Raw genomic sequence first — 14,411 nt, 5'->3', positions numbered from 1 at the left:
ATAAGCGCATAGTAGGATGCAACTAGCGGAGGCATGGATGATGAACGCAGTTATTGCTACTCTTGGCACTGCTCTCGGACTGAGCTCAATTTTTATCGGTTTGACCCCGGCGGTTCTCGCCCAACAAAGACTGCAACCAGCGCCCCAAAATTCGGAAACGACTTTATCTGGGGACTCGTTGAGGACTGTGGAGGACAGAACCTTAGACTCGGACTACCAAAACTTGATTGGTGAACCAGAAACGGCGGCTAATTCTGCTAGAAGGGAAAGCAGCTTGGGCGACACATTTCGCCTCAAAATCGATGGCCCCTTGGAATTTATTACTACTCCTTCGGACGCCCAGCGTCAAGGAAATCCTTTACCTCCAAAACAAACCGACAGCGGTACAGAAGCGGGAGTTCAGCTTCAGCTAGGACTTTAGCAATTTTAAATGAATTCATTTGAAGCAAGCGATCGCGGAACCCACTTTTTAATTCTCGGAGTTATTGTGACTGCGATCGCTTTTTTATCTGAGTTTTATCACAAGTTTTGTGCGGTTTCCATCACACAAGGTTCTCTATTCTGAACCTAAAATTAGACCAATTAAACTTCCGATACAGACCGATTAGCTACATATCTTTACAATAGCGCATAAAACTGGCGGTGAAGGTGATGGGAAAGGCTCAACTGATCGATTATTTGCGGGGGGAGTTGGCGATATCGAATTCTGCGATCGCCGTTGCTCTCCGACACGGTGAACAAGATGCCAGCGAACTGCCGATGGTTCTGTGGCAGTACGGGTTAGTAACACTGGAACAGTTAAACCTGATTTTTGATTGGATTCAAGCTCAGCCGATTTAGCAATTTAAAATCCTGAGTTAAAAAATATGGATATCCGATTGCAATTTTTTGACAAATAAAGCTTGCACAAACGGTCGTCGGAAAGTATAGGGTTGAGTGTTTAGGTTGAGGGTGGGTCTTATTTTGTCCCAATTAGAAAAATACAAATATACAGCAGGGGCACAGCACTGCTGTGTCCTCATTTTTATTGCCACCTAAAATAAACTGCTTTCATATCAAATCTGGCAGCATCGGAATTAATATTACCCACAGCTTTCGAGACGGCAGTGCCTTGTCCTCTATATCATGTCTCTCGTGCAACCGGAAACGCTATCAATCTGTCGAAGATGCGATCGCAGACGGCATCCAACAGACGGCATAAAACAAACCCCAGCAACTTTTAGGTTGCCCGGGCTTGTCTTGTTTAATTTGGTGGCGGGAAGTGGATTTGAACCACTGACCTTCGGGTTATGAGCCCGACGAGCTACCAGGCTGCTCTATCCCGCGTTGCTTTGTCTCTCTTTCTAATATAAACATATCTTTCTGAAAATAGCAACCCCACAATCAAAAAAACTTTTTTGATTGTGGGAGGGGTTGCTGAAATCGGCTCCGACTCTCGATCGCCCTAAAGCATCGAAACTTCCCCGATTACCTCCAAGCGCTTGAAGTCACTGAGAGTGAGGTAAGTTTCCGAAAGAGTTTCGGCGATCGTCGGAGTAATCCACCCCAACTGCTTGAGCAAGTGAATTGCCACAGCAAATTGAGCGCGCTTTCCTCCATCCGTCACCTTAATTGCCAAGCCCATGCCTTCGCCAACGCGGCCAATGCACTGCACCCCTTCGGCGCCCGACTTGCTCACCAATTCCCCTTGAGTCAAGCGCATCAGTTCTGTGTCAAATTTACCCTCACCGGCAACCATCATTGGGTGGTGAGTCATAGCGCGGACAATCCGTTCCATATCCACATTGTTACCGGAGGCTAACTGAGCGTACAAAGACGCCATTTGCCCCAACTGCAACAGATAGGTAGGAGCGCCGCAGTCGTCGCGAGCGCTGATAAACTCTTCAGCAGGCATTGCCAGCAAGTCAGCCACTTTGCCCAAAATAAGCTGCTGGACAGGATGTTTGCGGCGTAAATAAGTGTCCAGAGGCCAGTGCAGTTGCTGGCAGACAGCCAGCATACCGGCGTGTTTGCCGGAACAGTTGTATTGCAGGGCGCTCTTTTTGCCTTCGGGAATGGGGCATTGAAGTTTAGAGGGGTCAATGTCGCAGCGCCACAGGACGTTAAATACCTGGCGCGATTGCTCGATCGTACCTTGATGCGAACTGCAAATAATCGCTAAATCTCGATCGGTCAATTCGTAGCGTTCTAAAGTGCCAGTCGCCGTCACCGCCAAAGCTTGAAAAGGCTTGAGTGAAGAACGGACAAATGAGGCCGTTTCCGAGTTACCAGCAACAGACAGAACGCGCCCGCGGTTGTCGCAGACAGCGGCCTGGGCGCGGTGCCTCGATTCCACAATACCTTCGCGCAGCAATGTGACTTCCAGTTCGGGAGCTTGGGTTCGTTTTCCCCTTGTCATATCAATTTTAGATTTTAGATTTTAGATTTTAGATTGGGGTTCAGGAAGTTATGAGTTGCGAGCTGCCAGTTAAGAGTTATAAAGTTAATCTTTCTGCCATCGTTTCTCACTCATGCACTCCGTGTGTCTTGTTGGCTGTGCGCGGCAATCTCAAAACTCAAAACTCCCTTCCCTTCCCGATTACAAACAACTCCAAGTTAGTCCCCCGGCAACCAGCAATACTGTCAAACCATAAAATGTCTGCCGCAGACGCCTGAGAATTGGTTCTAGTTGGTAGTTGACAATCAACTGGTCTTGAAGCAAAACTTCGGGAGTTTTAGGCCAAGATTGACAATCGTACCAACCAGACTCTTCGTAGACGACCGTGGGATTTGAAAGGCGCGATCGCACGTAGAACCAACCCAAGTAGAGTCGCAGCAAAGCTAATCCTAGAATAAAACCGCCACCTGCGGCACTGCTGAGGACAAACTGAGCTGGATACTTGACAGGAGCAAAGCTAGAAGCAGCTATCGGCCCAGATACCAAGCAACTCCAAGCCCACACCCAAGCTAGTTTGGCCAGGTATCCGGGCCAATTGAGTGTTACCCAGCTAAAAAACCAGGAGTCTTTAAGTTCTTGGTATTCATTGACCGGTCGCTGTTCTTGCGGAACGGGACAAATAGAAGCAGAAACGTCTTTCACATTAGCCATCCTCACGGCGTGGGGGAAAAGTCAATGCGTTCGGCGTGTCCCCAGAACGCTTCTAAATTGTAGAACTCCCGCTCTTGAGGCTTCAAAATGTGAATGATCGCGTCGCCGTAGTCCATGACGACCCAACTAGCGTCTGATAGGCCTTGTGTACGCAGTGGCAAGCGTTGCCACTCTTCTTCCACTTGGTCTGCTATTGCTTGGGATATGGCTCGTACCTGCACGTTGGAAAATCCGGTGATGATCGCAAAGTAGTCTGCCAAATAGCATACTTCTGACACCCGGAGCAATACAATATCTACTGCTTTGCGGTCATCGGCTGCTTGGGCAACGGTCATGATCAGGCCACGAGCTTCGTCTGAGGAGGTGCCGTCGGTTGCTGTAGACTTAGCCCTGGAGTATTCGAGTTGAGTTAGATCTGACATTAACTGTTTAAGTTCCTAATTGATACGGTAAGAGGGAATCGGTGCGCTACGAGCGATCGGTTGTGGGCAGTTTGAGACGGGAAATAGGAGTTAGGTTGAAGCCAAAAGTAAGGACAGGATTTCTGGTAAATTTTACTTTTAACTTGTGATTTGTTCGATCGACTTCTCCGTCGAATTTCCTGTTTCCGGCGATTCGCGGGCCATTTGCAGCGCCCAATTCCGCGTAAGTACGGTGCGGGGGTGGATGTAGCAGCGAGTTTCTAGCAAATATTTAAGAGAATAATCGCTAGTTTGCCACACGGCTGCATAAAGATTTTGCAAGCTTGCCTCGCGCAGTGCTTCTAGTTGGGCTGTGTTGCCGCGGCTCGGCTCTATGGTATCTGCTATGAATACGGTACAACTGAGCTGGCTCATGTTTGGTCTGCCGAGGGTGTGATTGGCGATTGCGTCCAAAATTTCTCGATCGACCACCCCGAATTCGTCTCTGGCGACGATCGCGCTGGCGTCTGCGTGCAGCAAATGCGGGTGTGCTTCCAACACTGAGTCTAACTCTAAACCCTCCTTCTGGGCCATTTGCAGCAGCAGTTGAGGTTTGAAGTATTTTGCCAAATCGTGCAACAAACCGGCCGATCGGGCTTGTGCTTCGTCGAGGTCGTAATGGCGAGCCAAGTCACCTGCTACTTGTTCGACTCCGAGGATGTGTTTGATGCGAGCAGCAGGAACGCGCTCAGAGAGCCAAGCTAGGACGATTTCGCGCGCGGGTGCAAGTGTCAAATATTAACTCCGAAATTGTGTGATATCTAGTATTTTAGCGTTTTCTTCTCGATCGGCTGCGGTGTGGGGCTGACAGGGGTGTGGTGGCTTGTGGGATGGGGAGGGGCGAAGGGGGCGATCGGCTGTTTGGGAGATACGTTATCTTTTCTGGTAACTGCTGGAATATTCAAAAAAGTCCCTAGCTGAACAATTAGTCTAATGGACTTGCTCTTTTTGGTAATTCTCTCATTTTTTCTATTTTTAGTCAGTGCTATCAAAGGTTATTTTGTCGTTGAGCCGCTGCTAGCTTCTCTGGGAATTTTTATGATTATTTTCTTAATTCAACCTAAAAACTTTTCCTAAAAACTTTAATCAAAATGGCTGTAACGGGAAGTCAAAAGTCTGTTTCAGTAATCTGTATTTTACTTTTAATCGGGGTTGTCAGGGCTTCCTAGATGGCGGCGGGGACAGTTCCAGTTCTCGTATATTGGGGACTTAAATCGCTCAACCATCAGTATTTCATTTTTTTTGTATTTATGTTAACGAACGTTATTTCTGTACTGCTAGGAACATCTTTTGGCACTCTAAGTAGGCACGATTTCAAGCGGTTATCTTATTTCGGCAAAGGCTCCAATATTTTCTCAGCATGACTCGCTGCAACCGCCGCAAATAAAGCTTCATAATGATTCAAAGCTTCCTCAAATCCGTAATTCTCCACAGCATAATTTCTGCCTTGCTCGCCCAACGCATCCACCTTAGCCGGGTGCAAGTACAAATCCTCAACAGCATCAGCCAAAGCTTGCGGATCTTCCGGCGCTACCACCACCCCGCCACCGCTTTGCTGCACTGCTTTCTGGGCCGTACCGGTTTCGGGAACCGAAGCCAAAATTGCCCGACCGCTGGCGAGAATTACTTGGATTTTTGAAGGCATATTGAAGTTAGTAACGCGGCGCTTTTGTACGACTAAACTAACATCAGCAGCAGCTAACAATTCGGGCAATTTTTCTCGCGGTTCAAATGGTAGCAGCATTACATTATTAGCTTTGTAAGTTTCGCAATCTTGTTGCAAGCGCGCCAGTGCTGTTGATTCCCCCACAATTACAAAAGCGATTTCGGGTATGTGTTTCAAACGAGCCGCTGCTTGGACAACTGTTTGCAAGCCTTGAGTGAGGGCAATATTGCCTGCATAGAGAACGACAAATTTGCCCTTGAGTTTGTGAGTTTCTCGAAATGAGTTACTTTCCTTGGGTAAGGGGCGAATGAAATTGACATCAACCCAATTGGGCACGCAAACTATTTTTTCCGGCGGTACTCCCTGAGAGTGCAATTTTTTGATAAAACCGCTGTCGATGACGCTGACTTGGCTGGCTGTGCAGTATGCCAATTTTTCCAAAGCGTCAGCAATGCGAACTAGCACTCCGTTTTTTTTGACCAAGCCGACGCGCACGGCTGCTTCTGACACGATATCCTGAACGTTGAGGACGATCGGGCAAGCGCGAATCCAGCCGTAAAAGGCGACTGGGACGCAAATCGGTAAAGGGGGCATTGTCGAGAAAATCACGTCGGGACGCCAGCCTCTGAAGGCTTGGACGGCGCTGGAGACCACAAAACTGCCGTCTAGCAAAAGTCGGTCTAGCAGGCTGGGGTGGGGCCCGTTGACGCGCAGATAGCTGCGCTGAATTGTGACGCCCTTGTGTTCTTCGGTGAGGTAAAATTTGCCCTCATATTGCGGATAAATCCGGCGCTGCGGATAGTTGGGCATTCCTGTGACGACTCGGACTTGGTGGCCGCGCTTGACTAGGCCTTGCGCTAGTTCTGTCATCAGGGGGGCAATGCCGATCGGCTCTGGATAATAGTTATAGGAATAAATTAGAATACGCATACTATTTATTTTGAAGCAAATAGTCCAGCAGCCGCGTGCATCGAGCCTGCACCCGCAGAATTGCAGAGGATGTGGTTGGGTTCCGGGTAGGACAATAGGGGGCGAGGGGATCTTCCACTCCTGGCGAAAGAAGCCGCCCTTACCGGGCGGGTATCCCGCCCTCAGATAATGTTTTTTCGCATTACCAGGCAGTTCCGGCGATCTTCGGTACGGATATAGCGAAGATCGTCTGTAAGCTTGTACATGAACACCAGTCCCCTTTCTCCTTCTCTGTCCAAAGGATCGCGCTGCTCTTGCATGATCGAGTGCAGCTTTGCTTCTAAGTTGAAGGGTTGACCCCTGTCCCAAATCCTAATTTCTAAGTAATCGGCAAACACTTTTACCTCAATGTCTATGGGCGTCGTGGGGGGCAAGTTCTGGTGAGCGTGGCGGACAGCGTTTGTAAAGCCTTCGTTGATTATCAGTCGGCACTGCCACCAGAAATCCGCTGGTATCATGGGCAAAACGATATTCTCCAACCATTCCAAAATGGATGTTAAAGCATTCAGGTCTGTTTCAACCTGCAGGTGCCACTCGGCCTTTGGTTGCTTGTCTTTCATCTTTCTTCCCCCTGGTCGGCCCCCACCACCGCTGTACTCAGCGGCGGAGGGAGAGAAAAAGGAGGGCAAGGTCTTGGCAACATATTAGTTAAGTCAAGCTTGAGTTGAAGAAGCCCGTTTTGCCTCAAGGTGAGCATTCCTTTCGCACCATTTACTCGCACAGCAAATGAGAGACTTCCGATACTGTAAGCCGCCTCGGTAGGGCGTTTAAATAGGGAAAATTCCCGAGTCAGCTTGCGAGGAAGTGATTTAAGCTTCGACCGTGTTAGCAGTCGTTACTTTTCTAAACACAGGTGAGTTCTTCTCGTCCTCGAAAATCATGCTGGGAGCATTTGAGTATGACCTCGAACTCGCCAATTGCTAATTATTAATGCTCTGATTGCAGAGCTGGCAACTAGCTTGGCATTTTCTGGGCGTGTGAATTTTAACACTTAATGCTAACGTAGGTATCGCTAGCGATCGTCTGCTTGACTAAGTATCGAGTTCGAGTTCCCGCCCCCCGTCGGCAACAGCACCTCAAAGTTCAGCGGTGGGTTGTTGAGGGTTCCTACACAGCGCCACTATTTTTGTTAAACAGGACTGTTACAGTTTTGACAATTAGTTTGAGGTCATACACCAGGCTCCAGTTTTGTTGGTATTTTAAATCTAAACGGATGACATCTTCAAAATCGCGGACTTGAGAGCGACCGTTGACTTGCCATTCCCCTGTCATCCCGGGTTTGACATCCAAACGCTGCCACTGAGGGACTTCGTAACGCTCAACTTCGTCTGGGGTAGGCGGTCTAGTGCCGACTAGACTCATTTCGCCTTTGAGCACGTTCCAAAACTGCGGCAGTTCGTCGAGGCTGGTTTTGCGTAAAATGCGCCCGACTTTGGTAATCCGCGGGTCGTTGTCATTTTTGAAAAATGCGCCAGAAGCCTGGTTTTTGATTTGGGCTTTCATGGCTTCGGCGTTGGTACACATCGATCGAAATTTCCAAATCCGAAATTGTCTGCCCATCCAGCCACAGCGGGTTTGACCGAAAAATATCGGGCCTGGATCGTTGATAGTGATGGCTGCAGCTATGGGTACGAGCAAAATTCCTGTAATCATCAAACCGACTATTGCCCCAACAATGTCTATCAGCCGCTTCACCCACGATTGCACTGAGGGGTGGGTCATCGGTAGCTGATTGTCCGAGGGGTTGGTCTCTGTGGGAGTTGAGGTTGCAGAGGGCTGCTCGATCGTCAGCACTTGATCTAGGCTGGTGAGAGCAAATACTGCCATCACCTGCGGCTTGAGGCTTCGGAGCACCAAGTCGCTACCACGCTGTTTGGCAAATTTCAGATTGCTGACTAACGCACCGATCCCGCTACTGTCGATGAATGTCGTCTGACTGAAGTCTAGGACAATCTTGCTGGGAACGGTGCTGCCCGAAAAGAGTTGCTGGCAGGTTGTCTTGAAGTTTACGGCTTCAAGTACGCTCAAGCGCACGGGTATGTGAACTGAGGGAATCTCGTCCGAGTACGTTACCCGAAAATCTGCCTCTGGGGTGTGACTGACCATGAAGTCCTAGTTTCAAATTTCAAGCTGATGTCTTTAGCCTATTCTGTCCTAGCAGCTCCACCTTTACCAAATATTATGGTTAACAAAAGGGTAGCTTTATACAAACTTTACACAAACGCCTGCAAACTCGCCCGCCGAGAATGATATCAAAGGCAAAAATAGACTTAAGTCTATTTTTGCCAGTTTTGGTCCAAAGATTTTTGAACGCAGTCGCGGCCAAACTTTGACATCGGAATCAAGATTTTTGTGGATTCAGGCCGATTAATCTTGTCGCTAATAATTTTCGTGCCTGTCTTGCACCGGATAGCCATCGCAGTTAACAGTTAACAGCTAACACACAAGTCAACAGTTAACGGTTAACTGGAAAACCCCCGTAACAAGCGTCGGGGGATGAGGTTAAGAATTGTAGACGTTTTCTGACTGGGAGGTTTCGCGGGTGATGGGTTTGACTTTGGCTTTGGCTTTGGCTGCGTTGCGTTTGAGGGCCTGGAGACGAGCTTCGTATTTAGCCCGCTGCTGTTTTTTGGAAGTTTGCTCGATTAAGGTTTTTAAGGCGCTGCCGAGGCTTTTGTAGGCGTTTGGGAGAGTGTAGCCGAAGCGGGTTGCCAGGGCGAGGGCTTTTTCGTCGGCGTCTACTGCTTCTTTTAAACTTTTCTCTCCGTTATTTTTTTGGAAAAGTCTCCAGCCGGAGACGCCGCACAGGGATAGGGCCAGTAACAGCAGCAAGCCGTCTTGCACCCAAAGTTCACCGACGGCGCCGCCTAAACCAATGGCGAGGGCTGCCATTTCCCAACCGTCTCTGGGGATGGTGTCGTTTTGGATTCTGGCAACTTCGTGCCAAAATAGGAGGTTCCGCTGATCTATTGCTAGCTGTTCCCAGCGGATCAGGTCTATTTGGATTTCTACCTGGTCTTTGCCTATTTCTTCGCTGCGGATCAGGGTAGGATTAACTTCTATTGTTTTTTCTACTGTTACCCAACTTTGGAGTTCTGGGGGCAGTATGTTTTTCAAGCGCCGGATCTCACTCATCTCGGCTCTTGCTGTAGAGGTTGCATAGGATGTCATAGCTCCGGCCTATTGATTTTGCAAAGGTTAATATGTGTCTATTTCTGGAGTATAGCAAACCTTGAATCCAAATATAGTCTAGCAACGGGGGTCGATCGACCAATACTTGCAATTTTAGTTGATTTTACTCTGTGGGCGCGATCGCAACTGCCTGCTCGATCATTGACTTTCGACTATTTCATCAGCGGTTCGATTTCTTGTCGCAATTTCGACCAAGCCGACAAAACTTCCGGCTTAAAAGTTATGCCTTTTGGAACTAAAACAACTCCGTCCAATTCTTCAGCAATTCCCTAAAAACCTCGCAGTATAGATTCATCGGTAAGACGCACCCCCTCAACTCTACCTCGGTCAATCGGAGCTTTTAAATTCTTCTGCTGTAAATCCCACAAGCCCAGAAACTCATAATCGACAGCAACAGTTTTTTCGTCTTTCTCTATAAACTGCATCACTTCTAAACAAATTATTTTCTAGCTGTCAAAAGCTGAGACACTCTAGCTACTCTAAATCATTCCTATAATATAATCATATTTTGTTCACCTTAGTAAAATGGGACATTATAAATGTAAAAATTAAAATAATTTATTAAGTATGTTAAAAATCTGGAAATAAAATAACAGCATCTAACAAGGTTCTTACCTTACATTACCCTCCTTTATGCATGATTTTACTCTGAGTTCTAAGAAGCAAATAAACAACAATTTATTTGGCATTTTGACGGTGATTTACCGTAGTGTTACCTTTTAACAAGCTGCTGCATTTTTGACCTTGAGGATAGCTAGCACCCGCCCCTATCAAGAAAGCTTCTGTTAGACATCAAGTGTTTTTATAGTTTGGATATATTCCGCTTTTAGGGTTGAGATAGCCACTGGATGCGGAGAGATCTTGCTTAGTTAAATAGCTTTTTTAACGATTTTTTAATGTCGTGATTACCGACGAAGTATTTTCGGTGAATGTGTGCAATTAAATTTGTTTTAACGTCTAATTTTTTTTAAAAGCTAGCGATAATTAAATTAGTGTTATATGAGTATAAGAGGTTGTTTTAGGTTCCCTTACGGGGTATCTTTTTTAGAGTAAATAAAGTTGTACACCTCTTCTTTTAGTCCCAACATCCTCTCTTTTTTTGCCTTGTTTAAAATTCATTTTTTTCTCTTTTTTTGCTACATGAGCGCGATCGCCCACAGTCGGGTGTTCGATCGCGCACAGTAGCGAGTCGGAGCGCGCACAGTAGCACTAACTACTGATCTACCCCTTTTCTTATTGCAGTGGATATTACCACTTTTCGGGGATTTACACACATCCGTCAGACGCGATTTAAATGATTAAAGTGACTTGAGAAGACCGCTTTCTAACTGATAAATTGCTGCCATGATTCCGCTTTCAGGATTTGTGAGCAGCGACTTTTTGACATCTTTCAAGTATTCTACAATGTGTTCCCGCAAAATTGGTCTTTCTACTGTGACTGTGTGATTATAATCCCACAAATCCCAAATGATAATTCCGATGCCGACAATCGGGTCGATTAAACTTACTCCCAACTGACTAGCCACTGTACCGCCTGTTTTTGTGGCTACCTTGGCGGCGGCTTTGCTTGCAACTTTTGCGGTAACTTTACTACCAACTTTAGCTGCGACTCCCAAAATTAAGGGTTTAGCAACCAAATAACCGCTACCGCCAACTAATACTTTTAATGATAAATTTGAGACGTTTCCTTTGTCGCTAATTGTGGTAGCAATATCGTTCAGATATTTGTCCCACTGTACCTGCGGTATGCTATAATTGTTTTGAACTACTTTCACATTTTTGCTAACTTCTGATATGTATAAATTAGCAGTATCTTGAGTGATTAATTGAAAGCGCAGTTGAGCGTTTTTTGGCACCAGCACGCGGTTAGCAAATTCTCTTTGAAAGTCTTCGGTTAATTTTTCGGAAACAGCACGAGATGCTGCTGTCATATCAAATCTGTTCAGTACGGCAGATTTCACAAAATTAAAAGGTACGGTAAACTCCATCTTTTTTTGGTTGAAGTAATCGAAATACCAATCGAGGAAACTGTTGTCAACCCGCGCGATTACTTCTGTTTCCCATTTGTCCAACTCTTTAGATGCGAAAGTTTCGGCAGTTATATGGGATTGTTGGATGGCGTTTTTAACGTCTTGGTTGACTTTGCTAAAATCGTGTGGCGGCGATACTACAACTGCTGTGGTTCCTGTATTTGTTAGTGACTGGGAAATTAGAAAGTTACCTAATAGGGGAATGATGACTACTAAAATTACGATCGTCCAAATCATCGGTGTCACAGTTTTGATAAACTGACCGATAACTCTGAGGCGTTCTGTTTTCTCTGAATAGCTAATTTCTTCCTTGTCTTGACTCATGGCGGTTTCTCAACTGATGAGAGTTGGGCTAGTTTCGATTATAGGCGATCGTACCTGCGATCGTGTTACGGGCGTGTGGCATGGGATTCTGGAAAGGTTGAGGAAAAGTCCGCGCGAAGCTACCCCAAAGGGAATCGCCAGTTTTTAATTCTTGACTGCATAGAAATTAAAGTGGTACTATTTTTGAATATATCTCAAGCTGTTAATATGACCTTAGATCCTTTGCTTCGCAAGCTAGCAGCCATAAATCAAGCTTTATCTGCCATTTCAGCAGAAACCTGCACCGCGGCCGGATGCAATCAAGCAGTTTCCCAACCCGGTCACAAATTATGCTACGAACATTGGAAAGCTAACAACGCTCAACCCGTGTCAGCGCCCAAACCTAAACCCCAACAATCCTCTTCCCCCTCACTTCTGTCCGCTACCAGCATCAGCGAGAAACTACAAATATCAAAGCACAAAGTCAATCCGATTTTAGCAGAGTTAGGATTGGTAAACAAAGAGCGCAACGGCTGGGTAGCCACTAAGCGGGGAATCGGTTTTGGGGCGGTGCAAAAAACCTATCCTCAAGACAACACTCCTTATGTGCTTTGGCCAGAATCTATACTGACAAATCAAGTTTTTCTAGGGACTATTGAGAGTCTTAAAGGTGACAACTCAGAACAAAGCAAAACAGAAGTAAACACAAAGCAAGGGTTCCGCGAGAAGTTTCGGGAAAGTGCACAGCATCGAACAACCGACGGTCATTTTGTGCGGTCTAAAGCTGAAGTTTTGATTGATAATTGGCTCTATATGGCGGAGCTAGTTCACGCCTATGAACGCCGACTACCCATAGAGGAAGAAGCTTACTGTGACTTTTATATTCCTGGGGGGAAAGTGTATATTGAATACTGGGGATATGAGAACAACCCCGAGTATGTGGCGCGTAAGAAAGTGAAGCAAGAGCTATATCAGAAGTACGAACTCAACCTGATTGAGTTAACAGATGAACACATCAAGAATTTGGATGATTATTTGCCTAGAATGTTATTAAAATTTGGCGTAATTGTAAATTGATTGAAAAGTACGATCGCACTCTTCATCCGCGTTAATCTGCGTTAATATGCCTGCATCAGCGGTTCATAAAAAAATAAAAGAGCGATCGCCCTTGAAGCGTGCCTCAAACTTGATAATCCTTATTTGATTATCTTTTAGCCTGCTTTACTTAACACAAGCAGAATGTACTGGTCAAGACTAACTCCTTCCCTTTCCGCTTTTTCTGCTAAACTCAAATGTAGAGATTTAGGAATCTGTAAAGATAGACTTCCACTATACTCAACTTCCGTTGCAGGTAAAGGAATCTCATCGCCGCACTCATAAGCAGTCTCTATCCACAATTCCCTAGCTTCCTGAATATTCTCCATCGCTTCGGACAAAGTTTCACCCTGAGACATACAGCCAGGAAGGTCTTTTATTATAGCTGTATAACCTTCAGGTTCGGGATAAAAATTGATAGGATATTTCAGGCTCAAGTAATAATCTAGGGATTTAAGCTTGACTTTCATCTTCTGATTCATCGCTCCATTCCTCTAACTTCAATAATGCCACAATTTGCCTGACGTAGACTCCTTTTACCTTCTGACCGCCCTTTTTAGGGACTGTAATCTTTAATCCATCGGCATTTCGGAAAGAATGGTGACTTCCTTTCGATCGCTTTTCTTCAAACCCAAAAGCAGTTAGTATATAGCACACATCCTCAAACCGCACTTCAGACGGGTTTGATAAAAATTGTTCGATCAGTTTTCCTAACTTACTCATCTTAACCAAATTTTCCGACTATCTATCACAGCTTTCCATGATTTACGGAGTGATAACGATTTTTGTCATTCAGAGCGATAGCGAAGAATCTCAAGGTCTGATACTACCGTTACAATGCGTAAGTCCTGTTTCATTAGGGGGTTGTACTTATATCTAATAAGTTATTGTAATCCTCTTGGATCTCTAGGGAAGGAATTTCAATATTTAAAAGAGACATATAACGATGACATATTTCTCTCGCCTCATCGATCAGTTTTTGCAACCCATCTTTTTCAAGCCTAGTCATCTCTTCAGGCATTGGCAATAAGGGCAAGTTTTCATCTTCCTCATTTTTTAATATATTCCTGTTTTTTTGCCTAACATCTAAAGCTTTTTTATATTTAACAAGTTCTGCCTTGTCATAGTGAGCTATTGCTTTGTCTCTCTGATTAAAAAGTATTTTTTTGAATCCATCTAGATTCGGATCGTAATCTTTGTCCTCCGCTTTTTTATCTGTGAATTTAATTTTGTCTTTCTTTAATTGTTTTCTGTCTAACTCACCTATTTCCTGGGATGTCTTTTTCCATGAGTTATAATTACTCTCAACAATGTTTAAAAGTTTGGGAACGCTTACAGCATCGTTATGTGAGTCATATACTTGACACAAATATAATACAAACAGGTGGCGAAATCCCAAGCTAGTCATCGTCCAGAAATGACGTGCTTTAGCGTATTTTTCTGGCGTACTATCCAAACCATAAAATAAATCATAAGCTACCGACAAATAGTATTGAGCCTTCGATAGCCTATCATCAATAGAGCGAACCATATCACCAAATTTTTCTTTTTCAACTGTCATTTTGATAGCCTTTTATTGATTAAGTTATAAAGTAGGGTAGGCATTA

General features: G+C 45.4%; 19 protein-coding genes and 1 tRNA gene. 5 read left to right on the top strand and 15 right to left on the bottom strand.

Going from position 1 to position 14,411, the window contains the following annotated elements:
• Positions 1-37 precede the first annotated feature (37 nt).
• The 4 genes from QUA47_RS00365 to QUA47_RS00350 all read left to right on the top strand — a co-directional run bounded on the left by QUA47_RS00365 (position 38) and on the right by QUA47_RS00350 (position 1,201).
• A complete protein-coding gene (locus tag QUA47_RS00365) occupies positions 38-421 on the top strand; it encodes a hypothetical protein (RefSeq protein WP_333429262.1) in 384 nt (127 codons plus the stop codon).
• A 9-nt stretch (positions 422-430) separates the two neighbouring features.
• Complete coding sequence (locus QUA47_RS00360; protein WP_333429261.1) at positions 431-565, top strand: hypothetical protein; 135 nt, start codon at positions 431-433, stop codon at positions 563-565.
• A gap of 86 nt (positions 566-651) precedes the next feature.
• Positions 652-840: a DUF2949 domain-containing protein gene (locus QUA47_RS00355; RefSeq protein ID WP_190663201.1), complete on the top strand. Its 189-nt coding sequence runs from the start codon at positions 652-654 to the stop codon at positions 838-840.
• Positions 841-1,012: 172 nt separating this feature from the next.
• Entirely contained in the window at positions 1,013-1,201 is a 189-nt protein-coding gene (locus QUA47_RS00350; protein WP_333429260.1) for a hypothetical protein, read from the top strand.
• A 48-nt stretch (positions 1,202-1,249) separates the two neighbouring features.
• Here the strand turns inward: QUA47_RS00350 and QUA47_RS00345 are convergent.
• From QUA47_RS00345 to QUA47_RS00290, 12 genes are all read right to left on the bottom strand, one after another.
• Positions 1,250-1,326 (bottom strand) — tRNA-Met (locus QUA47_RS00345).
• Between the two features lie 118 nt (positions 1,327-1,444).
• Complete coding sequence (locus tag QUA47_RS00340; RefSeq protein ID WP_006634727.1) at positions 1,445-2,398, bottom strand: asparaginase; 954 nt, start codon at positions 2,396-2,398, stop codon at positions 1,445-1,447.
• Positions 2,399-2,578: 180 nt separating this feature from the next.
• Positions 2,579-3,088 (bottom strand): CGLD27 family protein, encoded by a 510-nt coding sequence (locus QUA47_RS00335; protein ID WP_006634726.1) that lies wholly within the window; start codon positions 3,086-3,088, stop codon positions 2,579-2,581.
• A 2-nt stretch (positions 3,089-3,090) separates the two neighbouring features.
• Entirely contained in the window at positions 3,091-3,510 is a 420-nt protein-coding gene (gene rsfS, locus QUA47_RS00330) for a ribosome silencing factor (protein ID WP_190663203.1), read from the bottom strand.
• A gap of 138 nt (positions 3,511-3,648) precedes the next feature.
• Entirely contained in the window at positions 3,649-4,284 is a 636-nt protein-coding gene (yqeK, locus tag QUA47_RS00325; protein ID WP_333429259.1) for a bis(5'-nucleosyl)-tetraphosphatase (symmetrical) YqeK, read from the bottom strand.
• 26 nt (positions 4,285-4,310) lie between these two features.
• Positions 4,311-4,454, bottom strand: coding sequence for a hypothetical protein (locus QUA47_RS00320; RefSeq protein WP_333429258.1), 144 nt, complete (start codon positions 4,452-4,454; stop codon positions 4,311-4,313).
• Between the two features lie 422 nt (positions 4,455-4,876).
• Entirely contained in the window at positions 4,877-6,145 is a 1,269-nt protein-coding gene (locus QUA47_RS00315; RefSeq protein WP_333429257.1) for a WcaI family glycosyltransferase, read from the bottom strand.
• 161 nt (positions 6,146-6,306) lie between these two features.
• Positions 6,307-6,744, bottom strand: a complete 438-nt coding sequence (locus QUA47_RS00310; protein ID WP_190663207.1) for an ATP-binding protein — start codon at positions 6,742-6,744, stop codon at positions 6,307-6,309.
• Between the two features lie 547 nt (positions 6,745-7,291).
• Positions 7,292-8,290, bottom strand: a complete 999-nt coding sequence (locus QUA47_RS00305; protein WP_190663208.1) for a sugar transferase — start codon at positions 8,288-8,290, stop codon at positions 7,292-7,294.
• Positions 8,291-8,686: 396 nt separating this feature from the next.
• Positions 8,687-9,355 carry a DUF3318 domain-containing protein gene (locus QUA47_RS00300; RefSeq protein ID WP_006634716.1) on the bottom strand — a complete coding sequence of 223 codons (669 nt, stop codon included), beginning with the start codon at positions 9,353-9,355 and terminating at the stop codon, positions 8,687-8,689.
• 290 nt (positions 9,356-9,645) lie between these two features.
• Positions 9,646-9,801, bottom strand: a complete 156-nt coding sequence (locus tag QUA47_RS00295; protein ID WP_333429256.1) for a hypothetical protein — start codon at positions 9,799-9,801, stop codon at positions 9,646-9,648.
• Between the two features lie 873 nt (positions 9,802-10,674).
• Entirely contained in the window at positions 10,675-11,730 is a 1,056-nt protein-coding gene (locus tag QUA47_RS00290; RefSeq protein WP_333405467.1) for a hypothetical protein, read from the bottom strand.
• Positions 11,731-11,937: 207 nt separating this feature from the next.
• Here QUA47_RS00290 and QUA47_RS00285 point away from each other — a divergent pair, with 207 nt between their 5' ends.
• Positions 11,938-12,786 (top strand): hypothetical protein, encoded by an 849-nt coding sequence (locus QUA47_RS00285; protein WP_333429255.1) that lies wholly within the window; start codon positions 11,938-11,940, stop codon positions 12,784-12,786.
• Positions 12,787-12,920: 134 nt separating this feature from the next.
• On the opposite strand, the gene QUA47_RS00280 is transcribed toward QUA47_RS00285, so the two are convergent.
• The 3 genes from QUA47_RS00280 to QUA47_RS00270 all read right to left on the bottom strand — a co-directional run bounded on the left by QUA47_RS00280 (position 12,921) and on the right by QUA47_RS00270 (position 14,365).
• The gene (locus tag QUA47_RS00280; protein ID WP_332955242.1) at positions 12,921-13,274 is read right to left on the bottom strand and encodes a type II toxin-antitoxin system HicB family antitoxin; all 354 of its coding nucleotides are present in this window, start codon (positions 13,272-13,274) and stop codon (positions 12,921-12,923) included.
• A complete protein-coding gene (locus QUA47_RS00275; protein ID WP_333429254.1) occupies positions 13,258-13,527 on the bottom strand; it encodes a type II toxin-antitoxin system HicA family toxin in 270 nt (89 codons plus the stop codon). Before QUA47_RS00275 ends, QUA47_RS00280 begins: the two co-directional genes overlap by 17 nt.
• Before the next feature lie 133 nt (positions 13,528-13,660).
• A complete protein-coding gene (locus QUA47_RS00270) occupies positions 13,661-14,365 on the bottom strand; it encodes an AbiU2 domain-containing protein (RefSeq protein ID WP_333429253.1) in 705 nt (234 codons plus the stop codon).
• Between the last annotated feature and the right edge of the window lie 46 nt (positions 14,366-14,411).

It is taken from the genome of Microcoleus sp. MON2_D5 (assembly GCF_036701905.1).
Lineage (GTDB): Bacteria > Cyanobacteriota > Cyanobacteriia > Cyanobacteriales > Microcoleaceae > Microcoleus.
Note: the sequence above shows the minus strand (reverse complement) of the source record. Positions and strands in the feature narration are given on the sequence as shown.